The organism is Prosthecobacter fluviatilis (assembly GCF_055388355.1).
Window position 1 is genome coordinate 5,572,531 of sequence record NZ_AP043782.1, and the last position, 24,270, is coordinate 5,596,800.

Annotated in this window: 21 protein-coding genes; 6 read left to right on the forward strand and 15 right to left on the reverse strand. The window is 59.4% G+C overall.

Annotated elements, in window-relative coordinates; genetic code table 11:
• Positions 1–11: 11 nt before the first annotated feature.
• Positions 12–875, reverse strand: a complete 864-nt coding sequence (locus tag ACZ5WW_RS21740) for an alpha/beta hydrolase family protein (RefSeq protein ID WP_377162817.1) — start codon at positions 873–875, stop codon at positions 12–14.
• A 129-nt stretch (positions 876–1,004) separates the two neighbouring features.
• On the opposite strand from ACZ5WW_RS21740, the gene ACZ5WW_RS21745 reads away from it, so the two are divergent.
• Positions 1,005–1,739: an MIP/aquaporin family protein gene (locus ACZ5WW_RS21745; RefSeq protein ID WP_377162819.1), complete on the forward strand. Its 735-nt coding sequence runs from the start codon at positions 1,005–1,007 to the stop codon at positions 1,737–1,739.
• 132 nt (positions 1,740–1,871) lie between these two features.
• On the opposite strand, the gene ppk1 is transcribed toward ACZ5WW_RS21745, so the two are convergent.
• The 4 genes from ppk1 to ACZ5WW_RS21765 all read right to left on the reverse strand — a co-directional run bounded on the left by ppk1 (position 1,872) and on the right by ACZ5WW_RS21765 (position 7,939).
• Positions 1,872–4,025, reverse strand: coding sequence for a polyphosphate kinase 1 (ppk1, locus tag ACZ5WW_RS21750; RefSeq protein ID WP_377162821.1), 2,154 nt, complete (start codon positions 4,023–4,025; stop codon positions 1,872–1,874).
• Positions 4,000–5,556 (reverse strand): hypothetical protein, encoded by a 1,557-nt coding sequence (locus tag ACZ5WW_RS21755; RefSeq protein WP_377162823.1) that lies wholly within the window; start codon positions 5,554–5,556, stop codon positions 4,000–4,002. The genes ppk1 and ACZ5WW_RS21755 overlap by 26 nt, the downstream gene beginning before the upstream one ends.
• Before the next feature lie 33 nt (positions 5,557–5,589).
• Positions 5,590–6,615, reverse strand: a complete 1,026-nt coding sequence (locus ACZ5WW_RS21760) for an ROK family protein (protein WP_377162825.1) — start codon at positions 6,613–6,615, stop codon at positions 5,590–5,592.
• Between the two features lie 73 nt (positions 6,616–6,688).
• On the reverse strand, positions 6,689–7,939 hold the full coding sequence (locus ACZ5WW_RS21765) for a glucuronyl esterase domain-containing protein (protein WP_377162827.1): 1,251 nt from the start codon (positions 7,937–7,939) through the stop codon (positions 6,689–6,691).
• An 81-nt stretch (positions 7,940–8,020) separates the two neighbouring features.
• Here ACZ5WW_RS21765 and ACZ5WW_RS21770 point away from each other — a divergent pair, with 81 nt between their 5' ends.
• Positions 8,021–9,409 carry a CPBP family intramembrane glutamic endopeptidase gene (locus tag ACZ5WW_RS21770; protein WP_377162829.1) on the forward strand — a complete coding sequence of 463 codons (1,389 nt, stop codon included), beginning with the start codon at positions 8,021–8,023 and terminating at the stop codon, positions 9,407–9,409.
• Positions 9,410–9,518: 109 nt separating this feature from the next.
• Here ACZ5WW_RS21770 and ACZ5WW_RS21775 read toward each other — a convergent pair whose 3' ends face one another.
• From ACZ5WW_RS21775 to ACZ5WW_RS21785, 3 genes are all read right to left on the reverse strand, one after another.
• Complete coding sequence (locus ACZ5WW_RS21775; protein WP_377162831.1) at positions 9,519–11,042, reverse strand: ammonium transporter; 1,524 nt, start codon at positions 11,040–11,042, stop codon at positions 9,519–9,521.
• Positions 11,043–11,227: 185 nt separating this feature from the next.
• Positions 11,228–11,755, reverse strand: coding sequence for a hypothetical protein (locus ACZ5WW_RS21780; protein WP_377162833.1), 528 nt, complete (start codon positions 11,753–11,755; stop codon positions 11,228–11,230).
• A gap of 27 nt (positions 11,756–11,782) precedes the next feature.
• Positions 11,783–12,250, reverse strand: coding sequence for a plastocyanin/azurin family copper-binding protein (locus ACZ5WW_RS21785; protein ID WP_377162835.1), 468 nt, complete (start codon positions 12,248–12,250; stop codon positions 11,783–11,785).
• A 162-nt stretch (positions 12,251–12,412) separates the two neighbouring features.
• On the opposite strand from ACZ5WW_RS21785, the gene ACZ5WW_RS21790 reads away from it, so the two are divergent.
• Positions 12,413–13,771: a DUF1552 domain-containing protein gene (locus tag ACZ5WW_RS21790; RefSeq protein WP_377162837.1), complete on the forward strand. Its 1,359-nt coding sequence runs from the start codon at positions 12,413–12,415 to the stop codon at positions 13,769–13,771.
• Positions 13,772–13,803: 32 nt separating this feature from the next.
• Here ACZ5WW_RS21790 and ACZ5WW_RS21795 read toward each other — a convergent pair whose 3' ends face one another.
• The 3 genes from ACZ5WW_RS21795 to ACZ5WW_RS21805 all read right to left on the reverse strand — a co-directional run bounded on the left by ACZ5WW_RS21795 (position 13,804) and on the right by ACZ5WW_RS21805 (position 17,802).
• Entirely contained in the window at positions 13,804–15,291 is a 1,488-nt protein-coding gene (locus ACZ5WW_RS21795; protein ID WP_377162839.1) for a hypothetical protein, read from the reverse strand.
• A 679-nt stretch (positions 15,292–15,970) separates the two neighbouring features.
• Positions 15,971–16,717: a hypothetical protein gene (locus ACZ5WW_RS21800; protein ID WP_377162841.1), complete on the reverse strand. Its 747-nt coding sequence runs from the start codon at positions 16,715–16,717 to the stop codon at positions 15,971–15,973.
• A 431-nt stretch (positions 16,718–17,148) separates the two neighbouring features.
• Positions 17,149–17,802, reverse strand: a complete 654-nt coding sequence (locus ACZ5WW_RS21805; protein WP_377162843.1) for a TPM domain-containing protein — start codon at positions 17,800–17,802, stop codon at positions 17,149–17,151.
• 187 nt (positions 17,803–17,989) lie between these two features.
• On the opposite strand from ACZ5WW_RS21805, the gene ACZ5WW_RS21810 reads away from it, so the two are divergent.
• Positions 17,990–19,576 (forward strand): hypothetical protein, encoded by a 1,587-nt coding sequence (locus ACZ5WW_RS21810; protein ID WP_377162845.1) that lies wholly within the window; start codon positions 17,990–17,992, stop codon positions 19,574–19,576.
• A gap of 110 nt (positions 19,577–19,686) precedes the next feature.
• Here the strand turns inward: ACZ5WW_RS21810 and ACZ5WW_RS21815 are convergent, their stop codons facing one another.
• The 3 genes from ACZ5WW_RS21815 to ACZ5WW_RS21825 are packed head-to-tail and all read right to left on the reverse strand — an operon-like array spanning position 19,687 to position 22,304.
• A complete protein-coding gene (locus ACZ5WW_RS21815) occupies positions 19,687–20,172 on the reverse strand; it encodes a Fur family transcriptional regulator (RefSeq protein WP_377162847.1) in 486 nt (161 codons plus the stop codon).
• 21 nt (positions 20,173–20,193) lie between these two features.
• Positions 20,194–21,144 (reverse strand): carboxylesterase family protein, encoded by a 951-nt coding sequence (locus ACZ5WW_RS21820; protein WP_464694187.1) that lies wholly within the window; start codon positions 21,142–21,144, stop codon positions 20,194–20,196.
• A gap of 56 nt (positions 21,145–21,200) precedes the next feature.
• Entirely contained in the window at positions 21,201–22,304 is a 1,104-nt protein-coding gene (locus ACZ5WW_RS21825; protein ID WP_377162851.1) for a leucine-rich repeat domain-containing protein, read from the reverse strand.
• 77 nt (positions 22,305–22,381) lie between these two features.
• Between ACZ5WW_RS21825 and ACZ5WW_RS21830 the strand changes: the two genes are divergently transcribed.
• A complete protein-coding gene (locus ACZ5WW_RS21830; RefSeq protein WP_377162853.1) occupies positions 22,382–22,663 on the forward strand; it encodes a putative quinol monooxygenase in 282 nt (93 codons plus the stop codon).
• An 84-nt stretch (positions 22,664–22,747) separates the two neighbouring features.
• The gene (locus ACZ5WW_RS21835) at positions 22,748–23,320 is read left to right on the forward strand and encodes a c-type cytochrome domain-containing protein (protein WP_377162855.1); all 573 of its coding nucleotides are present in this window, start codon (positions 22,748–22,750) and stop codon (positions 23,318–23,320) included.
• Here ACZ5WW_RS21835 and ACZ5WW_RS21840 read toward each other — a convergent pair.
• Positions 23,215–24,222 (reverse strand): methyltransferase, encoded by a 1,008-nt coding sequence (locus tag ACZ5WW_RS21840; protein ID WP_377162857.1) that lies wholly within the window; start codon positions 24,220–24,222, stop codon positions 23,215–23,217. The two genes, ACZ5WW_RS21835 and ACZ5WW_RS21840, sit on opposite strands and share 106 nt — an antisense overlap.
• Positions 24,223–24,270 lie beyond the last annotated feature (48 nt).

Consider the following 24,270-nt stretch of genomic DNA (forward strand, 5'->3'; position numbering starts at 1 on the left):
CGGGAGCCTGCTCAAGGCTTCGAGTCCGCAGCTTCCTGCGTTTTGATCCACTGGATGCCTTGTGGAATGCCTGCATTCAGCATGGAGTCGTAGTGATCGCCTGTGGGCACTTCGACATGTTTGACTGTCTTGCCTGTCTTTTGCAGTCGTTCAACATAGGCATTGATGCTGGCAGGTGGGATCTTGGAATCATCCAGCGCATTGAAGAGCAGGACCGGGCAGTGAATTTGCTCCGCATTCCGAAAGGGTGAGTTTTCTTCCACAAATTTGCGAAATCCGGGGACGCCGGTGTCGAGTTGAGAGATCACTTTGTCACCGTAGCGTTGCTCCAGATCGGTGGCTGGTGCATAGGCGATGCAGCCGCGTATGGAAGGTAGTTTTTGAGCGAGATTCAATGCCACGACACCGGCGGAGCTGTGACCGACGGCATAGACTGGAGAGCCGCTGAGAAAGGGATGTTTTTCTTTGGCCAGTTGCAGCGCCGCAGAGGCGTCTTTGAGGCCGCCCTGACTTTGAATGAAAGAGGTGATTGATTTGACGACACCTGCATCGGTCACTGGATCATCAGGCCATGGGCCACTCAGACTGTAGGCCACGACGGCAAACCCAGCCTTCACATAGGGCAGATGCTCGGGTACATCGCCATCTCCCAGATCCATGCCATGAAACATGCGCGTGCCGGCCGCTGCGATCAGGATACAGGGAATGGGGGCTTCCTTTACGGTGGAGGAATGATAGACCCACACCTGATTGCCGTTTTCTGTGATCTTATACTCCTTCCGAATGATGTCCGCAGGAATAATAGACCCGGTTTCAGATGCCGATATTAATGATGTAAGGAGAAAAGCGGACAGTCCGGACAAAATAAGTTTCATGCCATCTGAGGCTAATTGGCTGGCAGAGAGGATACAATGTCAAAAATGGGGAAGATGCTTCTGCCTTGCTCTTTTCAGCCCGTCCCGATAGCCTCGCCCGGAAATTCAACCAACCAACCCAACCATCCCATGTCTGCTAATCTCGCTGAACTGCTCGGTACGATGATATTGGTGCTCCTCGGCGACGGCGTCGTCGCCAATGTGGTGCTCAAGCAAACTAAAGGTAATAATGCCGGCTGGATTGTGATTACTGCAGGTTGGGCATTTGCCGTGGCGATAGCGGTTTACTGCGTGAACTCCATCAGCGGCGCACATTTGAATCCCGCCGTGACTCTTGGGCTGGCGGCAATCGGCAAATTTAGCTGGGCACTGGTCCCTGGTTATATCTTTGCGCAGATGGTGGGTGGCTTCCTGGGCGGCATTCTCGTCTGGCTGGCCTACCTGCCGCACTGGCCAGCCACCCAGTCCCAGGGGGACAAGCTGGCGGTCTTCAGCACCGGCCCTGCGATCCGTCATACGGTTGGAAATGTGATCTGCGAAGTGATTGGCACCGCCATGCTGATGCTCGGCATCCTGGCCATCCTTTCCCCAGCCAATCTGGTGCCGAATTCCGGCTTCGACAAAGGCCTGGCTCCTGCGCTTGTCGGCCTGCTGGTGGGCTCCATCGGCCTCTCGCTGGGTGGCCCTACGGGATACTCTCTCAATCCCGCACGCGACCTCGGCCCGCGGATCGCCCACTTTGTGCTGCCTATTCCCGGCAAAGGCGGCTCCGACTGGGGCTATGCTTGGATTCCCGTGGTAGGGCCGATCATTGGTGGGGTGGTGGGTGCCTTGGTTTACAAGGCGCTGTGGGCGGCTGCGTGACGGCCTGCAAGGAGTTTGAGACGAAATCGAAGCTTTCAGCCCCAGGCTGAAAGCAAAGAAACCCTCAGCATCTTCGAGATGCTTTGCTGGGTTCTGGGCGTTTTTATTTCAGAATGCCTGCGCATTAATAAATCACTTCGGCGTGTGCGGCACGAGAACGTCGGGTGACTCATTTGCCTGGCGTGTGCGCTTGGCCGTTTCACGAGCAAATTGCTCCTGGGAGCGGCGTGCCTTGGCGGCGGTGATGTTGGGCAGGTGCCATGTGCCGTCGGCTTTAAGAACTCGTCCGCGGGCGGTGTCGGCAAAGTGCACCTCCAGGATGTGCTGCAGGCGTTTGCGAGCTTCCTTGTCTTCGACAGGGGTGAGGAGCTCGACGCGCTTGGAGAGGTTCCGGTTCATGAAGTCCGCGCTGGCGATGAAGACGGCGGGCTTGCCCCCCTGGCGGAACCAGAAGATGCGGGCGTGTTCGAGATAGCGGTCGATGATGCTGACGACGCTGATGTTTTCACTGATGCCCTTGATGCCGGGGCGCAGGCAGCAGATGCCGCGCACATTGAGGCGGATCTTCACGCCAGCCTGGGAGGCTTCGTAGAGCGCCGTGATCATCTGGCGGTCTTCGAGGGCGTTCATCTTGAGCATGATCTCTGCGGCTTCGCCCTGGCGGGCACGCTCAGTCTCGCTGCGGATCATGGAGAGCAGTCTCTCGCGCAGGCCGTAGGGAGCCATGCTGAGCTTGCTGAAATGAACGAAGCGCGAGCGACCGGTGACGGTGTTGAAGAATGCGGAGGCGTCCGCGCCGTAATCGGCACGGCATGTGAGCAGGCTTATGTCGGTGTAGAGCTTTGAGGTGGCCTCGTTGTAGTTGCCGGTGCCGAAGTGCATGTAGCGGGTCATGTGGCCGGATTCGCGGCGCATGACGAGGCAGACCTTGGCGTGTGTCTTCAGGCCCGCGACACCGTAGATGATCTGTGCGCCTGCATTGATGAGTTCGGCGGCACGCTCGAGGTTGCGGGCTTCATCGAAGCGGGCCTTGAGTTCGACGAGCACGGTGACATGCTTGCCTGCCTGAGCGGCGCGGATGAGCGCGGAGATGATGCGGCTGTTCTTGGCGGTGCGGTAGAGGATCTGCTTGATGGCGATGACGTTTGGATCGGCGGCGGCCTCTTCCACGAGAGCCAGGACGGGGTCGAAGCTCTCATAGGGATGATGCAGCAGGATGTCTCCGCGTTTGATCGCGTCGAAGATGCTTTCGCCCGGGGTGATGGCGGTGGTGGGGAGGCTGTCCCAAGGGTCGACCTTGAGCTCTTCAAAACCGGAGATGCCGGCGATCTGAAAGTAGGCGCGGAGATCGAGCTCTCCGGGAATGTCGTAAATCTGCGCTGAGCGTGCACCGCAGAGATCGCGGATGATGCGGGTGTGCTCACGCGAGGCGCCGGTTTCGATTTCGATGCGGATGGCGGGGCTTTTGAGGCGTTTTTCGAGCACCTGCTCCATTTCGCTGGCGAGGTCGAAGGCGCTCTCGTCGTCGACGGTGATGTCCGTGTTGCGGCTGACGCGGAAGCGTGCAGGTGAGGAGACTTTTTCCGCCGGGAAAAACTCGCCAATGAACAGGGTGACGACATCCTCAAGGTTCACGTAGAGGTGCTGGCCGCCCTCAGGATCAGGGACGATGACATGCCTTGGCAGATTGGCTGGCAGAGGCAGGAGCACATGGCGCTTCTCCGACTGCCCGTTGTCTCCGCCGGTGACGGTGCAAAGAAGAACGATGCTGAGTGCGGGGATGGCTGCGCGTGCGCCGGAGTCATCCACGACCACCGGGGACAGCACAGGGAAGATGTGCTCGTCAAAATACTCGCGCAGCAGGGTGCGCTGGGCGGGGGAGAGATCGGTGTTCAGGAGGCGACGGATGCCTTTTTCCTTCATCAGCGGCACAAGCTGCTGCTGCAGGATGTCATACTGGCGCGCCACGAAGGCGGCAGCCTGCTGGTGCACCTGCTCCCATTGCTGGGTGGGGGTGAGGCCGGCATTGTCTCGCATGCGCAGTCCCTGCTCGCGCAAAAACTGCAGGCCGCCGATGCGGACCATGAAAAACTCATCGAGGTTTGAGGCGGTGATGGCAAGAAACTTGACCCGTTCAAGCACGGGCAGGTCCGTGCGCGCGACCTCGTCGAGGACGCGGGAATTGAATGAGAGCCAGCTTAGCTCACGGTTGATGAAATGTTCCTCGGTCAGTCGCAGCTGCGGCAGTGCGGGTGGGGTCTCAGGATTTGGCGAGGATGATGTCATAACCGTAAATTTCGCGGAAGAGGTCGCATTTCATGTCGATGGCGATCTGCTCGACCGTGGTGTCATCCGCCCCCTGGGTCAGCACGTTCAGCCGTGTGCCTTCGGGGCGGAGCTGGATGGATTTGATGCGCTGCGCATGGCTGCGGTCCAGGGCGTCTGCGAGGCGAAGCAGCGCAGCGAGCTTGAGGACGATCATGCGCTCTTCGCGTGAGAGATCGGAGAAGTGGGGGTGATTGGGCTCGGGATTGTAGCGGCGATGATAGCGTGCGAGCAGTGCGACCATGACGCGGTCATGCGAACTGAGACCGAAAATCTCGGTGTGCATGAGAATGTAGAGGCTGTGCTTGTGATGCTCGCGCGGGCTGATGAACATGCCGACCTCGTGGAGCGTGGCGGCGATGCGGAGGACAAGCTCGTACTTGGCGTCTAGTCCATGCAGGTGCTGCAGCTCACGGAAGAGCTGGCGGCAAAAGCCGGCGACGTGGTCGGCGTGCTTGCGGTCGGTTTTGTAGCGCATTCCGATCTCGCAGGCGGCCTGCATGACCTCCTCCTGGAAAATGGCGGTGCGGGAGCCGGAGGTCATGAGGTCGAGCATGAGCTCGAGCTGGAAGTCGCCTTCAGGCACCCAGAGAGAGTCGTCGCCGAAACGGCGTGCGAGCGCCAGATTGGTCTGCAGGGCGGGGATGATGCCTTCGCCGCCCGTGTAGTGGACGTGCAGCTCGCGAACGAGCTCGTCAGGACTCAGGCGGGCCAGCTTGTCGGTGAGGCGTGCGAGATCATCCTCCAGCACGCGATGGGCGCCGTGGCGTGCTTTGCCGAGGCGAGGGGCCACGCTTTGGATTTCTGCGCCAATGGCGACATGATGGTCGATTTTTGCATCGGAATAATCCTGAGCCAGGTGATCCACGACACCGCGGATGTGCTCCTCCAGATGGACCATCTGCTGGCGTGCCTCGTCATCCGGTGTGGAGACAGCCTCGCGTGCGCGGAAGATGCCGAGGCGGTAGTTGCTGTAGGCGGCGAGGCGACCCTGCTGGAAATAGATGGCGCGGGTGTTTCCCGGGCCGATGTGCGAGACGAAGGTGTTTCCCCGGGCAAGAAGAGGGTTCTTCAGGAGCATGCGCTGCGCGATCTGATAGACGAGGCGAGTCATGTTGCCGTCGTCGATGAGGCTTGGGGCCACCCCGCTGTGAACCTGCAGACGGTTCAGGAAAATCTCGTGATTGACGGCCTCCGCGAGGATGTTGGAAGTGAAGAGCCGCAGCTGCGAAGACGGGATGCCGTATTCGCGCATGGTCTGGAGGTAATCGCGGAGAATGGCCGCAGCCTGGTCGACAGTGTTACGTGAGATGCTGCGGGCGCGGAAAATGTCGCGCGCGACGGGCAGCGGCCGGTCCAGGCTTTCGATGCGGGTGAACTGGCCGTTGTCATCCTTCCTGCCGATGACGAGCGAGACGGAAGCTGCGCCAACGTAAATAACGGCATGCTCTGGCGGCGGTTTGAGCGAGGCAGGTTGAGTCACGTCACTCATGAAATGGATCTGTGATGAAGCATGCAGTCATGGTTATTTTGCGGTGCTTCGCATCCAGGCCACCGCACCGACGGTCACGGCCTGGCCGCCGAGCTTGGCAAGCGAGTATTTGACGCCACGGGCAAGCTCCGGGATGGCGTAGTGCTCGACCTCCTCCTTGAGCAGGTTCATGTAGAGGTCCGGCAGTTCCTCGACGAGGCCGCCACCGAGGGTGATGCGATCTGGAGCGAGGAGATTGACAACGGTGGCAACGCCCATCCCAAGGTAGCGGATGGAGTTGCGGAACATGATCATGGCGGCATCTTCACCGCTGCGGAAGGCGTTTGCGAGCGCTTTGCTGCGGATGTTGCGGAGGGAGCCCTCGGTCTTTTTGTCGAGGTCGGGAAGCTGGCCGCGATAACAGGCCAGGCCGGCCTGTGAAGCAAGGGCGAGACGGCTGGTGAGGTCTTCGAGCGTGACGGTGCCAAACACCGGGCTGCCGATGTGTGTGCCGGGCAGCAGCAGATTGCCGAGCTCCATGGCGGATATGGAGCGGCCCATGACAATCTGGCCGTTGTAGACGAATCCCGCACCCACGCCGGTGCCTGGAAAGACGCCCAGCAGGGAGCGGGCGCCTTTGCCTGCGCCAAGCACATACTCGCCGTAGGTTCCGGCATCGACATCGTTGAGCACGGCAATCGGGCATTTGAACTGGTTCTGCAGCAGCTTGCGCAGCGCCATGTTCGTCCAGCCCAGGTTGGGGGCAAAAATGAGAATGCCCTTGTCAGGATTGACCAGGCCAGGGCAGCCAATGCCGATGCCCTGCAGGCCTTTGGGGTCCACGCCGGCTTCTGCGATGGCCTCATGGATGGCCTTGATGATCTTGTTGCGTCCTTTGGCCGCGCCGTCGGAGCCGTTGGTGGATTTGCGAGCGGAGCCGAGAACGTTGTAATTCGCATCGAGCACGGAGGCCATCATCTTTGTGCCGCCGAGATCAAAGCCGATCCAGAAGGGCACATTGCGCAATTGTTTGGACGGCTTCTTGGGCGCAGATTTGGTTTTCGCTTTGTTTGCGGGCATGGCGTGGGAAGGACTCCGTCAAGACACACGGGCTTCCGCGTACGGGCAAGTGACAATGTGTGCCGCCAGCCTGTTACTTTGCCCAATGTCTTGAAGCAAATTTCAGGTACTGCGTCCAGTCATAGTCGGTGACGTCGTGCTTGCCGGTGCGGTTGTGGTAGCCGATGAAATCGCCCACAGGGGTGTCGATGGCGGGTTGTGCGTCCACGACGACCCCTTGTTTGCCAAAGAGGGCGTAAACCGGGCTGGCATGCCTGCCGGAGAGGAACTCGCCCTTTTGGTCCGCCCAGTGGTCTTCGGCAGCGCTGGCGATGTAAATGGGACGTGGTGCGGCCAGGGCTATGAGCATGTGCATATCCACTGGGCATGAGGCGGCATTGCCGGCATAGCGCGCGTAGTTTGGGGTGAACCAGTGCGGGAAGGCCTTGGTGATGATGGCGGTGGTTTCGCCATAGTCGCGTCGCATGAGGGCTGCACCGCCTTCGCCGGAGTCGTTGGAGATGACGATGCCGAACCGCTCATCCTGCGCACCTGCCCAGAGGGAGGTCTTGCCCAGGCGTGAATGGCCGATGACGGCGAGATGCTTGCCGTCGATCTGTGGGTCGGTCTGCAGATAGTCGGCGATGCGGCTGAGGCCCCAGGACCACGCGCCAATGGCACCCCATTCACCTTCTTTCCAGACGGTGTCAGCACCGTCCTTGCTCGCGGCTGCACGCAGCCCCTCTTTCCAGCCATCTGCGTGGTCAGGTTCAATATCGCCGTAGTAGGCGGTGGCGACTGCAAAGCCCTGCTTGAGGATCATCTGGAGAGGCCAGCGGCTGCTTTCCGTGCCTCGGGTGGCTTCCGTGGCGCGATGATCGACGATGTGCTTCTCCTTGCTTTCGCGCATCCAGCGGGTGCTGAGCGGTACATCGGGTTCGGTGCTCACGGCATGATTGCCGCCAAAGCTGAGGCCGACGAAGCAGGGTGCAGATTTGACCGCATTCGGCGTGTAGAGCATCACATCCATGCCGGGCCATGCAGGGCGGGAGGGCAGCGAGATGTGGATAAATTTGCGTGTCGCGAGGCCGCCCAGCGCGTCTGCTTTGGTCGCGGTGACTTCAAATTTGGGGGAGCCAACATCGGAGGGTGTTTTGCCATAGACGTGGTCTTCAAAAAGCTGGAGAATCTCGGCGCGGCGCTTGCCTTTCCAGTCGTCGGCGGTGGTCAGTTTCAAGTCGGGCAGAGGGGCGTTGCCGACTTTGGCTTCGTCATAGTTGACGCCTGGGCGGGGAGTCTGTGCCAGGGCTGAGGCAGCGAGCAGAAGAAAGAGTGGGGTGCGCATGATTGGGTGACAATGAACGTGTCGAGGCGACCGAATTGTGCGTGCCTTTGCCGTTCGGGAGCTGTTTGATTGCGGGAATTTATGAATTCCTACCCTGAGCCTCCACCACAGCCTGGATCGAAGCCTGAGCCCACCGTGAGCCACCCGAAGCCGGGGGCGGTGCTGGCTTTGTGTGCGATCATCGCATGCGTGGTGTTTGTGGTGCGCATGCAGTCTGCCCACAGGGCTGGGGGCGGAGAAGAGGTGCGCCCGAACCGCGTTCTGGAGCTGATGGCACGCTATGCGGTGGGCGTGAAAGAACTGCTGCAACTCTCCGGGAATGGCGGGAGATCTGCCGGGGCGGGGGCTTCTGCCGGGGCATCGCAGGCCATGCTTGTTGAAGTGAAAAAGCTCTGCCGCTCGTCTGAGGATGAGCTGCGACGGGTTATTTTGGAAGGCTGGCTTGGAGATGCCTGGCCTGACGAAGCCGCTCTGGATGCGCTGGCTGCCAGGAACGAGGGGTTGCGGGAGGATGTGAGGACGCTGCGCCAGCTCAGGGCGCTGCGCGGAAAGGTGGCGGACGAGGCGTGGGAAAAACTGCATGGAAGGCATGGCTGGCTGGCTGATCTGGCGCGCGCGCAGGCAGCAGGAGACGGCGTGGCCATGAAAAACGTGGCGCAGGCAGGGCTGAAGACGGCTGTGTTTCTGATGTGTGCCAGCTTTGTCGGGCTTGTGGCGGTGGTGGGAGGAATGGGGGTGCTGCTGCTGGCTTTTGTGCGCTGGCGTGACGGCAAACTCAGTGTGACGCTGGCCATGCGCAGCCAGGCGGAGGGCGGTGTCCTGCTGGAGGGGTTTGCGATTTTTTTGGCGCTGTTTTTGTTTCCTGCGTGGCTGCTGCGCCGGTTTTCGATGCCGCTGCCAGGCTGGGCGGCTTACGGGCCTGCAGTGGTCGCCCTGGCCGTGGGCATGATGTGGCCGCTTTGGCGTGGCATGCAGCGCTCTCAGTGGCGTGAAGCGCTGGGGCTGCACCGCGGACATGGGCTGTGGCGGGAGATGGGCGCGGGAGTGCTGGGCTGGCTGGCTTCGCTGCCCATGCTGGTCCTGGGAATGGTCGCTGCCTCGTGGATCATGAAACTCACGGGGGAGTTTCCCACTCACCCGATTGTGGATGCCTTTGCCGGCAGCGGGTGGATGAGGCTAGGCGCTATTTTGCTGGCTGTGGTGTGGGCTCCGGTCTCAGAGGAAATCATGTTCCGGGGGCTGCTGTTTCCCGCGTTGTCCGCATGGCTGCGCTGGCTGATGGGGGTAGTGCTGAGTGCCTTTGTCTTTGCTGTGATCCATCCGCAGGGCTGGGCAGGGGTGCCGGCAATCATGATGCTGGCGGGCTCCTTTTCTCTGCTGCGCCTGTGGCGGCGGAGCCTGATAGCGCCCATGACGGCACACGCGTTGAACAATGGCGTGATGTGTGTGGCGATGCTGCTGCTATGGTGAGAAAAAGCCGGGGGTGGCGAGGCAAGGCAGGACTGCGCAGGCACAAAAAAACCGGGCTGATTTCTCAGCCCGGTTTTGGAGTTAACAGGGGTTTTACCAGCCTGCTGAATTAGTGCTCGTAGCCAGACTCACCGTGTTCGGCGAGGTCAAGGCCCAGGCTTTCCACTTCAGGCTCAGGACGAAGACCGACAACGATCTTGACGATGATGGTGATGACCAGCGTGGCGGCGATGCTCCAGGCGATCGTCAGGCCAGCGGCTTTCAGCTGGTTCATCAGGAGGCCGTCCTTGAGGCCGGCGACAACGGAGTTGGCTTTCTCATCAGCAAACACACCCGTGAGGATGGCACCCATCGTTCCGCCAACGCCATGCACACCGAAGGTGTCCAGAGCGTCGTCGTAACCGAGAAGGTTCTTCAGGTAGGCGACAGCAAGGAAGGGGACGATGCCAGCAGCCACACCCATGATCATGGCGGAGTTGGCTGTGACGAAGCCTGCGGCAGGGGTGATCACCACCAAGCCAGCCACGATGCCGGAGCAGAAGCCGAGGACGGAAGGCTTGCCTTTGAGGATCCACTCAGTGACGGCCCAGACAAAGCCAGCGGTGGCGGCGGCGAGTGTGGTGGTCATGAACGCGTTTGAAGCGATGCCATCAGCACCCAGGGCGGAACCCGCATTGAAGCCATACCAGCCGACCCAGAGCATGCCGGTGCCGACTGCGCAAAGAACCATGCTGTGCGGAGCCATCGGCTCCTTGCCAAAACCTTTGCGTCTGCCAAGCAGAAGGCAGAGCACCAAGGCGCTCCAGCCAGAGGTCATGTGAACGACCGTGCCGCCTGCGAAGTCGATGGCCTTGATCGTTGCGCCCGGGTTAAGCGGGCCGCACATGAAACCAGTCGTGCTCCACACCATGTGGGCGAAGGGGAAGTAAACGGCGAACATCCAGAGGGTCACGAAAACCAGCACTGCGATGAACTTCATGCGCTCGGCGATGGCGCCGATGATGAGAGCGGGGGTGATGATGGCGAAGCTCAGCTGGAACATGGCCCACATGGCGTCAGAGATCCACCAGTAGCCTGCACCGGAGGCGTAGGGAGACACGCCTTCGAGCATTTTCATGGAGAAGTCACCGATGAAGGCATTGCCAGCACCGAAGGAGAGGCTGTAACCACAGGCCCACCAGAGAATGGTGACCAGACCGGCGATGCCCATGCACTGGGCAATGACGGAGAGGACGTTCTTTTTGCGGACCAGGCCGCCGTAGAACAGGAAGAGGCCGGGGAGGGTCATGAAAATGACCAGTGCGGTGCTGGTCATCTGCCAGGCATTGTGGCCGGGGCCAGGGCCTGCGATATTGGACTTCCACGTTGTGTCACCATCTTTGCCAGCCTGCCCGTTGGTCACGTACTTTTCGAGGTCGAAAACACGTTGCTCAAGGGTGGGGGCGGCAGGCTCAGCAGCAGCTGCGGGAGCCGGAGCCGCTGCTGGAGCGGCGGCCGGGGCTGGGGCGGCAGCAGGTGCCGGTTCAGCAGTCTGACCTCGGGCTTCGCCGGGGTTGAATGCGAGTGTGGTGAGGGCAACTACCGCAGCAATTGCCATGCTGCGCCAGGTTCGAGTGTGGTTGAGTTTCAGCATAAGTCAGGATGTGGAATTTAGCTCCAATCCCATCTCAAGCATGGCCCGTGCCAACTCCGTTTTGTTTTCCTGGCAAAGCTATTTCAAATCTGCCCGGTGCGTAGCTCCAGGCCGGTCTCGAAAATAAAAAAAGCGGGTGGAGAACCACCCGCTCTGAAGGAGAACGCTGACTGCAACCGGCCGGTTTACTTGGCGAAGGGGCTGAGGACGATCTTTTTGAAGTCTTCAGCCAGCTTGGAGATGGCATCCTTGGGGCCCGTGAGCTTCACAAAGATGTTGGACTCCCCGGCGGGAACAATGGCGGCGATGAGCGTGTAGTTCTCACGCGGGGTCTTCGCACCCATGGGAGGCCCGTCGTTGTAAGTGCCGGTGGCGGTCACCAGGGTGATCTTTTTGTCTCCGGCGGCAAGCTCTTCACGCTTTGATTCAGGAGTGCCCTGAAACTGGCCCAGCCAGCGTTTCACATTGGCTTCAATGTCGCCACCGCCACCAGGGCCGGGAAAGCTGTAAAACACAGCTTCAACGGGCTTTTCGGCACCTTCGACTTTGGCCGAGAGCGTCCCTGCGCGGAACATGCCGGTGCTCTGGATTTCAGCCCATGGGGTGGCAAACTTGAAGGCAAGGCCGTTGACTTCGAGCTTGCCCTCTTCGCCACGGACGGCGGAAGTGAGCGAAAGCAAGGCGATGAGCGCGGGGATGAGGAGGTGCTTCATGAGGTGGTGGGGTGGAGAGATTGCATACTACTTGGTGACGTGCATCACGCCACGCATGAGGAGCCAGTGGCCAGGGAAGGTGCACATGTAGGGGTAGTCACCCGGCTCTGCTGGCGCGGTGAATTCGATCGTCTCGCTCTGGTTCGGCTGGACGAGCTTGGTGTTGATGACGATGTCTGCCTTGGCTGCCTCAGGGATGTAGCTTTTGGCCATGCCCTGGGGGTCTGCCAGCATGGCGTTGGCAAGCTGGCCAACGGCGTCGAGCTTGCCGGGCTTGAGCAGAAGAAAGTTGTGCGGCTGGGGGGCGATGCTGCCAGTGTTGTTGAGCGTGAGCTTCACCTTCTGTCCTGCAGTGACGCTGAGTTCGGTCTTGTCGTACCCCAGCGGATTTTTGGCGTCCGGCTTGAGCTCGATGGTGGCGACGCCGGCATCCTGGGCGAGGCTGGAGAGTCCGAAGGTGGCGATGGAGAGGAGAAGGAGATGATGGATCTTCATTTTTTTGTAGGGGGATATTTTGCGGGGGGGAAGCTTAATCGGGCCTTGGCGTTCCGCAATTTCAACTAATTTTCTTGGCGTGCCAAAGTCCGGAAGGTGCAGTCTGGCACGAAAGTTTCTTGCCCTGGCTGGCGTAGTCACAATGTATATCCCCTCAATATCATGAACGAGTTCCGTGAAACCTCCCTCGCCGCCCACTCGCTCAGCCGCCGCCAGATTTTGCGGGGGCTGGGAACGATGATCTCGCTGCCGTTTCTGGAATCGTTTGGAGCACGCGCCTTTGCTGCGACGAAGCCAGCGGCCAAGCCAATTCGTGCCGCATGGATGTACATTCCCAACGGGGTGAACGTGGAGCAGTGGATGCCGACGGGGGAAGGGACCAGCTATGAACTCTCGCCTTCTTTGAAGCAGATCGAGAAGCATCGCGATGACTTTATGGTGGTCTCCGGCCTGATGCAGGACTTTGCCCGCAGCCATGGCAATGGCGGCGGTGATCACGCGCGGGCGACGGCGACTTTCCTCACCGGCTGCATGCCCAAAAAGACGGCAGGCGCAGACATTCATCTGGGCATTTCTGTGGATCAGATCGCAGCACAAAAGATCGGCCATCTTACCCGGCTGCCCTCTCTGGAACTGAGCACGGATGGGCAGCGCAGCTCGGGCAAGTGTGACTCCGGCTACTCCTGCGCCTACCAGTTTAACCTGGCATGGAAGAATGAGACCATGCCGATGGCTCCTGAAATGGACCCCCGGCTTGTGTTTGAGCGCATGTTTGGCCTGGGTGCCACGGCTGGCAAAGGGCCGGAGGCCGCGCGGGCCAAGCGGATGCAGAAAAGCATTCTCGACACGGTTTTGGACGAAGCCAAGAGCCTGCAGGGCAAGGTGAACGCCGGCGACCGGCGCAAGCTCGACGAATACTTCTCTTCGGTGCGCGACATTGAACTGCGCATTGAGCGCGCAGAGAAGTTCTCTTCGCAGATGCCGGATGTGAAAATCCCTGAAGGTATTCCGGATTCCTACGAAGAGCACATCCACATCATGTTTGACCTGATGGTGCTGGCCTTCCAGACCGACACGACGCGGCTTTCGACCTTCATGCTCGCGCATGATGGCAGCAACCGCAGCTTTCCCGAGCTCGGTGTGCCGGACGCGCATCATTCGCTTTCGCATCACCAGAGCGACCCGCAAAAACTGGCCAAGATCGCCAAGATCGACCAGTTCTACCTGCGGCAGTTCGGCTACTTCCTCGACAAGATGAAATCGATCAAGGAGGGGGACAGCACGCTTTTGGACAACTCGATGATCGTGTTTGGCGGCGGCATTGGTGACGGCAACCGTCATAATCACGACAACCTGCCGATCCTGCTGGCCGGGCGTGCGGGAGGAACCCTGACGCCGGGCAAGCGTGTGCTGCTGCCAGGCGAGACACCGATGACGAACCTGTACCTCTCCATGCTGGACCGCCTGGGTGTGCCTGCTGAAAAGGTGGGAGACAGCACGGGCAAGCTGGAAGTCAGCTAAGGGCTCCGATCTCTTGCTCCGGAAGTCATCTTTCAGCGGCCCCCGGGAATGACGGGACGCTTGATCGTGTCAGGCAGATCTGGCGAAGATTTGCGGATGCCAGGAGGTGGCATGTTGTTGTTTGAAGAAGGGGCACCTGATCTACCGCGGCTTCCGTTTTTGGAAATGCCCGGTGGGAATTCTTCTGCCTGTGCCGTTTTTGGGGCAGGCGCGCTGGCTTTGGGCGCCATGGGCAGCGAATACCAGTGCATCTGAGGCACGGCGCTGAGTTCCACCCACTGCTGTGAGCCCAGCTTTTTCCATTCCAGCTCCACCACCGCCCATACGTGGGTTTCCCAGGGCAGCCGGGTGCGCAGTTCCTCGGCAAGCGCAGAATCCTTGTCAATAAACACGGATGCCTCGAAGGAGTTGGGAGGGGCGGGCATGACGCGGAAGGCATCTTTGCGGTCCAGGTTGGGCACGCCGTCCTCAAAGAAATGACGGCGGATGATGCCGACGTGGAAGCATGCTTTGCCTGGCATGTAGGCCTGGAAGAATTTTTCCAGCATGCGGTCTTTGAATTCCACAAAGGCGACCCAGTCCACTTTGAACCCGTCTTCTTTCTCTTCGAGCATGACAGGGACGGAAAACTCCCATGTTTTGTTTTCCAGGCTGAAGATGCAGTGCTTGCCGGAACCCAGCTCGGGGTTGGGGTCCATACGGACAAACTGAATGCGGTCCACCAGGATGGGGCCGTCTGGCGCATGTGCGTAGTAGCGCTCCATGTGGGGCTTCATCAGATCAGCACCCAAGGTGTGCTTGAGCCGTTCTTCGAGTGATTTAGAGAGGAGGAATTTTTTAAGCGCCTCGGCTGCCGGGCGTGACTCGGCAGTGATGCCCTCCTCCTCGATGGTGTGAGACTGTGACAGGCTGGATGGGGACGCTGCCGGAGCCCCTGCCGTCCCACCATTCATGACTGGCTTTGCAGGCACTTCCAACAGCGGGCCTGCCGCAGGGGCTGTGGGGGGCATGGGAGCGGTGCTCGTTGCCGTGGGCGGTGTGGCTGGCTGAGGGACTGCAACCTGCTGGGCAGGGGTGGCCGACTCCACTTTGGAGGGGGCCGGTTCCTGAGGATCAAATCCGACAGTGATGGGGGCCGTCTTGTCCCGGGCTTCTGGTGCTGCTGGAGAGGGGGCCGAAGGCTTTTCAGGTGCTGCGTTGCCGCCTGCAAGCTTGGCAGGGCTGCTCGGATTGGAGCTGATGAAGGGCCTGTCAGAAATGCCAGAATCGTCCTTGGAGGCTTCTTCGGCCGCATCATGGCTGATGAGGCCTGGGATCAAATCCGGCAGGTAATCCTTCAAAAGAAAGCCGACAAGTCCAAGGAACCCGAGGAGAAAGATGGCTGCGAAGGCAAGCCTGATGAAATTGGTCCCACGTGGCGCCCTCAGGCTGGAGATGCTGCGTCCAGGCGGCACCGCTGCCACGTGCGCAGCAGGTGAGGCGTCGTTTCCAGGGGGGACGCCCAGATTGAGCGGTGGCAACCCTACAGGATGCAGAGGCTGTGTGACTGGAGAAGATGGGGCAGGGGACACATCTCTGCCTAGGAGAGAGGTTCCTTGCAGGCTGTTTAGCGCTCCGGGCATGGAGCCCGAGCCACCCATGTTTGGCAGAGCTGGCGAGCCGGGAATGAAGCGCGACTGATTGGGGAGGCCCGTCCCTTGAAGTCCCGATGCGCCATCCGGAGAAGACATGGGTGCTGCTCCTTGCGGAGACGACCAAGGCATCTGGCTGGCAGGAGCGCCGAGCGTGCTGCTGAGAGGGGGCTGACCTGGGGCGCGCTTGGGCGGCAGACCGGTATTCAGACCCGGCTGGGGCATTCCCATGCCCTGCATCTCTCCCATGATTGGAGATTGGGGAGCTGGAGGCCAGGCTGGTGCAGGGGCTGGAGGTGGTGACCACTGTTGCACCGGAACTTCAGCGACCGCCGGTGCGGGTGATGTGATTGTCTGACCGCAGCTTGGACACGGACCAGTGACGCCTGCCATTTGCGCAGGGACAGTCAGGTTCGTGCGGCAGAAACCGCATTGGAACTGGATCGTGTCCTGATTCATCACATCACTTTATTATGGTCAATTTCACTAATTATCATTCAAGGATTGGTTTTGACAAATTGAAGTTGGAAAACTCTCTGAGTTCTTGGAACTTGGGCGGCGCTGAAATTTAGGAGTAGCGTATCATTCCGCCTCCGCCGCCTGTAAACGCGCCACCCAGTCGAGGGACTGTTTCAGGTTCTGCGAGCATCCAGACGCGGCGCTGTCTCTTGAGATGCAGACGGTGAAGAATCTGGCGTTTGGTGAAGATGCCGAGTCCTAAGAGCAGCAATCCTGCCGAGAGCCATAGCATGACGGTGGCGATGCTAACAGGAGCGGGGGCTGCCGGCTCTTTTGACTGAGGGCTGAACTCGGCCAGTGCCGGCCCGGTGCCCGGCTTGTCTGCAGCTTCAGTGCCCAGAGCTTTCTGCAGCCAGAACAGCCGGGTCGAAAGATGAATGGTGTAACGTCTCAACTGGTCGTGCTCATCACTCGTCTGCAGCGCCTCTTGCAGACATGCCTGGATTGTTTCGGTGAGAAACTCACTGGAGATCTGATTGTGTATGGACCTGCTGACAAACAAACGGGTCCGCCAAGGTTCCCCCAGGGGATAGATTACCAGGCAGGCATCTGAATTGAGCAAGCTTCCAGAAGCGAATTTGTCCACTTCGGCCCCCTCCGGTAGCTTCTGGTCACGCCCTGTGATCACAACGTGCAGCTTGATGCGTGCATCCTGGGCATGGAATCCGAGCAGGCGCATCATGTCATGGTTCTGGATTTCAGGGATGAGCTGATCCGGATCAATGAGGTACTCCTTGGGCAGGCTCTTTTCGCATGCAGAAAGAAACTCGGGGGTGACATCCTTGAGCGAAGCCAAGGGAGTGGGCAGCTGCCCCCGGCTGGGCTGGCTCTGCCGCTGCTGGCTGAGGATCGCCTCGGGCAGGAAAAGCCGCATGTCTTCCACCTGGAGGCGGGGGGAGATGCCGCTTTCTTTTTTGCTAAAGAAGTGATCGAGCCGCGGGCCGCTGGCCAGAGGCGTGTTGATAAGGTCGTTGATGTCTGAGACGGCTTCACCGCTTTGGGGGGGAGCCCCTGGGCTGCCAACGCCTGGAAGATTGCTGCGGAATTTCCTTAGGTCTTGCTCACTCCAGCGTGGTAGCGGCAAGATCTTTTCCTCATTCTGTTCTCCGGTCTGTGAAACCTCTGCAGATGCATCGCCTGAGCCTAAGGCGCATAGAAACAGCAAGATGAGAATAGGCCTTGAGCCTAGCAAAAGCGCGCCCGCCGTTGATTTTGAGGTGGGCGTGATCATGCTTTAGAATTGGGGAATTCACCTATCGGCCGAGTGGCTGACCGGTGCCCGCTACGCAGGGGCTGGAGGCCGATGTCGGCTATGGTGTCAGCCGAAACCGTGGCATCGGGCTGCCACTGCATGTAACGGGCGTGCTTGCGGAGCACTTCGCCTATGCGGCTGCAGGAGGCTTCAATGGCCAGGCTGAAAGCGCCTTTGCGCAGATGGTCGCCGATGGTTTGCATCATGCGACCGATGATTTTGGTGCTGAAAAACTGCTCGATAGCATATCCGAGGGTGATGCTTGCAGTCTGAGCTGAGGGATCCACCACAAGCACGGTGCCAAAATCGTTGCGACGGCTGACCGAGTGAGTGTTAAAAGCTCCTTGGTTCAGCAGCCAGAAGCCGAGTTCTGCCACGTTCAAGTTGCTGGGCAAAGAGCCTAAGTAAATGGCAAAAAACGCTTGTGGAAAACTGCGTTCGAAATCATCCAAAATGATTTCGAGATGCCGGGTGTCCTCAAGTCGAAGGCAGTGGGCCGCATCGGTGATGCGCTCTAGCCTAACCCATTGATTTCCAAGGTAACTATGCAGCAATGTCGCGGAAAAACCGCAGGCCGAACAGGAGTTCTGCTCGGCGCGAACGCTAGCTTGGCAGCGCGGACATTTCATTGTTATAGAATATATGGAATATACAACTAATCAAGCTCTATTTCATCGCTCCTGACACAGAAAAAATGTTTACACCGGGTGGCCTTTGTGGTGTAACTGTGAGTTGACTCAATAATTAAAGAACGAACGCTGATTTTCTATGGCTTTAAATCCTCGGAATCGACGTTCAATTTTCCATCCTCTGATCATGAAGCTCGCCCCCACCATCGTCATTCTCGGCAGTCTGCTGGCTGCCGGTTCTATCCAGGCCAAATGGTCGCGAATTCCCATCATCAAAGAAAAGCCTGTTAACACGATCAGCGGTCCTGCCAGCAACGCCTCTCTCGACAGTTCGTCGGGCTTTGGTCACGTCGATTCGATTCTTTCCAGTGACATCACATCGTCTTCCACGGTTTCAGCCGGGAAAAGCTTTGTGCTCGTCAATCTGGGCAAGCCGGTGCTGATTTCCTCATCCTCCTTCGTGAATGATGGCATCGAAGGCCGTGCGGTTCTTTCTGCTAGCGCAGACAAGAACGGCTGGGCTGTTCTTGAGGAGAAAGTCTTTTCGGCCGCCGACCGCACGGTGGAGTTCAAATTTGCCGGGATGCAGGCGAAATACGTCAAGCTTGAGCTGGCGCTCTCCAAAGGCGGGATGATCCGCTTCCTGCAGTTCTTTGGCGCAGCCACAGACAAAGGGTATGCCGTGAAGCAGTCCGCTGATGGCAAGGGTGGCAAGCCGGCGGACCTTATCAACGGCCTGGGCGGTGCGCGTGTCGTTTATGCCGCGCCCAAGCCGGCCAACGGTCTCGACACCGCCATCACCTACAACAAGTTTGCCTTCCCTGAGTCTGATGAAAAATACCGCACCATCATCTATGACTTCGGTCAGCTGCGTATTTTGAATGAGTTTGCCTCGGTCCACTCTCCCCGTCCGGTGCGCTTTGAAGTGTTTGCCTTCGACAACCTTCCGGAAAAAGAAGACTGGCGTGGACGCATGGCCTTTGACCCGAGCGATTTTGGCAACATTTCACCCGTGGCTGTGGCCGAAGACACCCGGGGCACAGGCTCGCTGAAAGCCAAACCCGCCAAAGCTGTCAAAACCCGCTACCTTGCGCTGCGCTGGGAGCCTGAGTTCAACCCGCCGGACTTCCAGTGCACAGGATCGGCTGAAGGTAACATCATCAACATTGTCACCACGAACACGGTGGTTGTGACCAACGCTGACGGCACCAAAACGGTCGTGACTGTGACTGTGGGAGACGCTCACGGAGCCGGTGCTGCCACCAGCGACGTAACACCTGAAAATGCCGGCCAGATGGTGGCACAGGGCAGCGCACAGAGCGGAGACACCACTGTGGTCACAACGGCGACCTACCCTCCAGGCGTGGATCCCCTCAATCCTGGAAACGTCCAGCCGATAAGCTCTTCCACAACAACTGGCACCTCGACCGTGACGGTGACAACGCAGTCTGATGGCACCGTGGTGACCACCAGTTCCTCCAAAACGACTGATGGTAACGGAAACACGACGACCACGACGATCACTGAGACCAAGGACTCCAGCGGCAATACAACGACCACGGTGAACCAGTCCACGCAAGACTCCAACGGCAATACCACCACCAATGTTGACGCAACCAACACTGGTTCAGGAGGCAACAACAGCCAGACCAGCACGCAGGGCACCAGCGGAGATGGCAATCTGGCAGGTGGCAGCTCTCCTTCACCTGGTGGTAACGGGTCGATCACCTCCAACGTGACCAACACCATTTCTACAGCGGCTACGTCGCCTTAAACAGGGCGGTAACTCATCTTTAACCCGCGCTGGCTTGCTGCTGGCGCGGGTTTTTTTATTTCTGCAGGTGGCTCGCTGGAAAAGAGCCTTTGTCCTGCTGAGGGAATGTGTCAGGCCTTCGCAGCACACTGCGGGCACAGGCCGTAGAACTCCAGCTCGTGATAGAGCTTCTGGAAGCCGGATTCCTTTTCAATCTGCTTTTCCAAGGCTTCCACCGGGCAGGCGATGTCCAGACGCTGAATGCGGCCGCATTGGGTGCAGATGAGGTAGTCGTCATGCCGCCCCGGCTGCAGGAGGGTGTAATACGCGCTGCGGTCATGCAGCCCCAGCCGACGTATGAGGCTGAGTTCCTCGAGTTTGACCAGTACACGGTAAACCGTTGCCTTGTCGGCCCCGCTGGTGAGATCGGGGGACTCTGCGATGTCCGCAAGGGACAGGGGCTGATGCGAGTGGACAAGGATGGAGAGAACGTTCTCCAAAGCTTTGGTTCGTCGCAGCCCGGCTTCACGTGCGCGCTCCATCATTTTGGCGGCCAGTTCGCGCGCTGAGTCTGCATCATGATGCTGGCAGGTGGCGGAGTGGTGGTGGTGGAGCATCGTGTTTCAGAGAAAGAAATTCTAGGGGGGAGACATCGTCTGCTTTTTCTGCTGAAACAACCATTCATGCAGATCCGCACGTGGATAGACGATGCCTGTGATGCCGTGCCCTGCTCCCGCGAGTTCGGTGTATTTCATTCGTTCGCCGCCCGCCTGCCTGACAGCCTCCACTATGGCGCGCGAGCGTTCGACGGGGACCATGTCGTCCTTGTCGCCATGGAACACCCAAAAGGGTATGGGCTTGAGGATTTCGGCGTTTTTGACATCGCCACCGCCACAAAGCGGCACGCAGGCGGCAAAGACCTGCGGGTATTTCGCCGCAATGCCAAAAGTGCCAAAGCCGCCCATGGAAGAGCCTGTGAGATAGAGGCGGTCTGAGTCAATGGGGAGGTGATCAGTGAGATCGGCAATGAGGGCGAGCAGATTGTCCGCCACCTGATTCTTCCAGCCGATTTCGGCAGAAGGGCATTGCGGAGCCAGCAGAAAGCAGGGCTGCTTGGACTGGTTCTCCTCGTTGGTCCAGATCTTTGGTGCGCCTCCGAGCTGAGACTCGTTGTCGCTGCCGCTCTGGCCGGAGCCATGCAGCCAGATGACGAGCGGGTAACGCTGGGTGCCGTCCAGCTTGGGGGTGCCCCAGATCTGGTAGTTCAGCCCCTGCTTGGAAACGCCTTTCACAAACTGCCCGGTGATCTTCTCTGCATAGGCTCCTTCCTTCAGCCCGGCATCCCGGCGTTTCTCGCGAAGCAGGCCACGGATGTAGTCCTGATCTTCCTTGGAGAGCTTGTCCAGCGCCAGCCGGTACTGGTTGAAGTCGGTGCTGCGGCGTATTTTGACCTCCTTGTCGGAAAATTCGACGAGGTTGCCCATGAACTTCGATTTCCCGTCGCTAGAGGTCCACTGCCGCGGAGGATCCGCGGCCTGTGCTGAGGAGAGCAACAGGCCGACGGCGAGAGATCGGAGGAGCATGTTCATGCCGGATGCTAAGCCGCACGGGTCTGCGACGGCAAGCACTTTGCATGAGGCTGGGATCAGGGGGTGATGCGCGCGCCGGCTTTTTTCATTTCCTCGACAAGCTTCTTTGAGGCTTCGTCGATGGCATTTCCCTCGATGAATATCTGGCAGTACGGCGCCCACTCACGCGGGCCGTCGTTGTCTTTTTTCCACATGCGCTGCAGCGGCGAGAGGTCGGTGATCTGGTTGTTTTCGAGAAAGAGGAACTGCAGTTCCGTCAGCGGTTCCAGGGGGGAGATGTCCTTCACCCCGTTTCCTTTCAGGGAAAGCATGGAAAGCCACTTCATGCCACCGATGCCGGCGATGCTCGTCAGCTGGTTGCCTTCGAGATAGAGAGTCCACACCTTGGGCAGCTTGAAGAGCGGCGTGGCGTCCTTGATCTGGTTGTTGGCGAGGTAAAGGGAGGTGAGCGACTGAATGCCGCCGAGCGCGGAGACGTCCGTCACCTTGTTGCCGGTCAGCTCGATGTATTGCAGCGCGTTGCAGGCCGCGAGCGGCGTGATGTCGCTGATCTGGTTGTTGGAGACATCCAGGAACTGCAGGCGCTCCAGACCTTTGAGCGGCGCGAGATTTGAGATCTGATTCTCCGGCAGTGTGAGGGATGCCAGGGATTTGCACTTTTCGAGGCCAGTCAGGTCCTTGATGCCTGCCTTTTTGCCTTCGATGATCGAGACCGTCGCCACATCTTCCGCAGTGATCACTTCCTGATTGTCGCGCTTGGCAAACACTTGCTTCCGCACGGCAGCCTCCAGGGCCTTGTCTGGGAAAATGGCCACCGGCTTCGGTGGTGTGGGCTTGGCTGCGGCGGCCGGGGCTGCAGGTGGGGTAGGTTTGGCGGGAGGAGCGGCCGGTTTGGCTGGTGCAGGCGCGGGCTTTTCAGGAGCCGCTGCTGGCTTGGCCGGAGCGGGGGTAGGGGGCGTGGGTTTGGCTGGTGCTGCGGCGGGCTTTGCCGCGGGCGTCGCAGGTGCTGGCTTGGCAGGAGCAGCGGCTGGTGCAGGCGTGGCTTCGGTCTTGGATGGCGTTGCTGCTGCTGCAGGAGCCGGAGCGGCGGCGGGTTTGGCATCTTGGGCTTGAAGACTCAGGGCAACAAAAAGCGCAGGGAGGACGAGTCGAAGTTTCATGGCGTGGGAAAGGTTAAGGGCATGATACGTAGAACGCAGGTTGCATGTTCAGCAAAAATCGCCTCTCTCTTGCTGTCATGGTCAACGTTATTGTCATCCTTGAGATCGATCCGCTGAAGATCGATGAATTTCTTGAAGTCATCCTCGAAAACGCCGCCGCTTCGCGCTTGGAGCCTGGCTGCATCCGTTTTGAGGTCAGCCGGGACAATGAACAGTCCAATCTCTTTGCCCTGAGCGAGAGCTACGTGGATCAGGCTGCTTTTGACCAGCACTACACCACGCCGCATGTGGCCAAGTGGCGCGCCAAGGGACCTGGGTTTGTGCTCAAGCGCTGGGCGGTCAAAGGTCCGGTCTATTGAGCTGAAAGCACCGGTTGTTTGCATCGGGCTTTGCTGCTGCATATTTGGCGTCACAGATGCCATGTGTGAGGCTAGCACTGCGCGATGAAACGCCTTGTTATCCTTTGTTGCCTAAGCCTGGCAGGTCTCGCCGCCTATGCTCACAAGACCGATCTGGAGCACCCTTATGAAGCTGTGGCGGGTTACGGGTACTTCATGCAGTACGTCAAACCCGTGCTGGAAACCCACTGTCTGGCGTGCCATCGCGGCAGTCATCCTCCTGCGGGACTGTCACTGGTGCAGCGCAGCGGGGTTTATGCGCCGCGCAGGCATGGGAGAGCTTTTGTGGTCCCGGGAAACCCCAATGCCAGCAGGCTGCTGACTGCGGTGGCAGAGGGCGGCAGTCACCCAGGGGCCAGCCCCATGCTCTCTGCAGCAGAGGTGGATATTCTCTACGAGTGGATCGAGGACGGCGCTTACTGGCCGGACAATCCGTCAGGCTTTTTGCAGCCGTGGGAGTTTGTACCACCGCGCAAAAAGGGGCTGCTGGCGACTGAGAAAGCTGCGGCACTTTACTTGATGCCGATGACCATCGAGTCCGGGCCCACGAGGTGCTCCACGCGGCAGTTGGTGAAACCGGCCTCCTGCATCCAGCTGATGCAGTCTGCTCCGGTGTAGTCAAAGCCGCCTGGGGTTTCGATGAGCATGTTCAGGCTCATGAGCAGGCCGAAGGCGTTCTCCTTGCGGGCGTCGTCGATGATGGAGTCATACACCACCACAGCTCCGCCCACGGGCAGTGCGGCGTAGGCTTTGTTCAGCAGCATGAGCTTGGTGTCCAGATTCCAGTCGTGCAGGATGTGGCCAAAGAGCAGCACATCCGCCTGCGGCAGTTCATCGGTGAAGAAGCTGCCTCCGGCAAACTTCACTCGCTCAGCCAGACCATTGGCGGCGATGTAGTCTTCAAAGATGGGTGCGACTTCAGGAAGATCAAAGCCGATGCCCTGAAGGTGAGGATTTGCCAGAGTGATCTGCGTGACGAGGTCTCCCTGCGCGGTGCCGATGTCTGCGCAGCTCTGGTATTTCGCCCAGGGGAACTTCTGTGCGATGGCCATGTTGGCACCGCGGCTCACGCCAGACATGGCGCGCAGGAATTCCTTCAGCTTTGCCGGGTCTGCGTAGAGGGTGGCAAAGGGGTCGTGCCCGCCTTTGGATTCGTTTTGAGATTCACCGGTGCGCACTGCCTCAGTCAGGCTGCCCCAGAAGGGATAGAGGCGGTGGTTTGCCATCTCCAAAATGCCGCCAATGTAGGAGGGCTTGGCCTTGTCCAGAAAGAGGTCGGTTTCCGGAGTGTTGCGGTAGATGCCATCATCGCCACGTTGCAGAAACTTCAGCGCCACCAGCGCATCGAGGAAATCGCGAGCACCACGCGGGTGCAGCCCCATGCGGCCCTGCAGCGTGCCGAGATCGCCGGGGTGCTTGGCCAGTTCGGTGAAGATCTCCATCTCCACGGCGCTGAGAAGAGTCTTGGAGGCCCAGAAGGCGAGGCCGGTCTGCAGGATGTGGTCAGGGGTCAGGCTCATGGGCGGGAGTTTGTCGCAGTCACGAATGGCTGCAACTGATACACTGCT

Excerpts from the sequence above, each read along its gene's own strand:
- ACZ5WW_RS21740 (WP_377162817.1), bottom strand. The coding sequence starts at position 875 with ATGAAACTTATTTTGTCCGGACTGTCCGCTTTTCTCCTTACATCATTA.
- ACZ5WW_RS21745 (WP_377162819.1), top strand. The coding sequence starts at position 1,005 with ATGTCTGCTAATCTCGCTGAACTGCTCGGTACGATGATATTGGTGCTC.
- ppk1 (WP_377162821.1), bottom strand. The coding sequence starts at position 4,025 with ATGACATCATCCTCGCCAAATCCTGAGACCCCACCCGCACTGCCGCAG.
- ACZ5WW_RS21755 (WP_377162823.1), bottom strand. The coding sequence starts at position 5,556 with ATGAGTGACGTGACTCAACCTGCCTCGCTCAAACCGCCGCCAGAGCAT.
- ACZ5WW_RS21760 (WP_377162825.1), bottom strand. The coding sequence starts at position 6,615 with ATGCCCGCAAACAAAGCGAAAACCAAATCTGCGCCCAAGAAGCCGTCC.
- ACZ5WW_RS21765 (WP_377162827.1), bottom strand. The coding sequence starts at position 7,939 with ATGCGCACCCCACTCTTTCTTCTGCTCGCTGCCTCAGCCCTGGCACAG.
- ACZ5WW_RS21770 (WP_377162829.1), top strand. The coding sequence starts at position 8,021 with ATGAATTCCTACCCTGAGCCTCCACCACAGCCTGGATCGAAGCCTGAG.
- ACZ5WW_RS21775 (WP_377162831.1), bottom strand. The coding sequence starts at position 11,042 with ATGCTGAAACTCAACCACACTCGAACCTGGCGCAGCATGGCAATTGCT.
- ACZ5WW_RS21780 (WP_377162833.1), bottom strand. The coding sequence starts at position 11,755 with ATGAAGCACCTCCTCATCCCCGCGCTCATCGCCTTGCTTTCGCTCACT.
- ACZ5WW_RS21785 (WP_377162835.1), bottom strand. The coding sequence starts at position 12,250 with ATGAAGATCCATCATCTCCTTCTCCTCTCCATCGCCACCTTCGGACTC.
- ACZ5WW_RS21790 (WP_377162837.1), top strand. The coding sequence starts at position 12,413 with ATGAACGAGTTCCGTGAAACCTCCCTCGCCGCCCACTCGCTCAGCCGC.
- ACZ5WW_RS21805 (WP_377162843.1), bottom strand. The coding sequence starts at position 17,802 with ATGAAATGTCCGCGCTGCCAAGCTAGCGTTCGCGCCGAGCAGAACTCC.
- ACZ5WW_RS21810 (WP_377162845.1), top strand. The coding sequence starts at position 17,990 with ATGAAGCTCGCCCCCACCATCGTCATTCTCGGCAGTCTGCTGGCTGCC.
- ACZ5WW_RS21815 (WP_377162847.1), bottom strand. The coding sequence starts at position 20,172 with ATGCTCCACCACCACCACTCCGCCACCTGCCAGCATCATGATGCAGAC.
- ACZ5WW_RS21820 (WP_464694187.1), bottom strand. The coding sequence starts at position 21,144 with ATGAACATGCTCCTCCGATCTCTCGCCGTCGGCCTGTTGCTCTCCTCA.
- ACZ5WW_RS21825 (WP_377162851.1), bottom strand. The coding sequence starts at position 22,304 with ATGAAACTTCGACTCGTCCTCCCTGCGCTTTTTGTTGCCCTGAGTCTT.
- ACZ5WW_RS21830 (WP_377162853.1), top strand. The coding sequence starts at position 22,382 with ATGGTCAACGTTATTGTCATCCTTGAGATCGATCCGCTGAAGATCGAT.
- ACZ5WW_RS21835 (WP_377162855.1), top strand. The coding sequence starts at position 22,748 with ATGAAACGCCTTGTTATCCTTTGTTGCCTAAGCCTGGCAGGTCTCGCC.
- ACZ5WW_RS21840 (WP_377162857.1), bottom strand. The coding sequence starts at position 24,222 with ATGAGCCTGACCCCTGACCACATCCTGCAGACCGGCCTCGCCTTCTGG.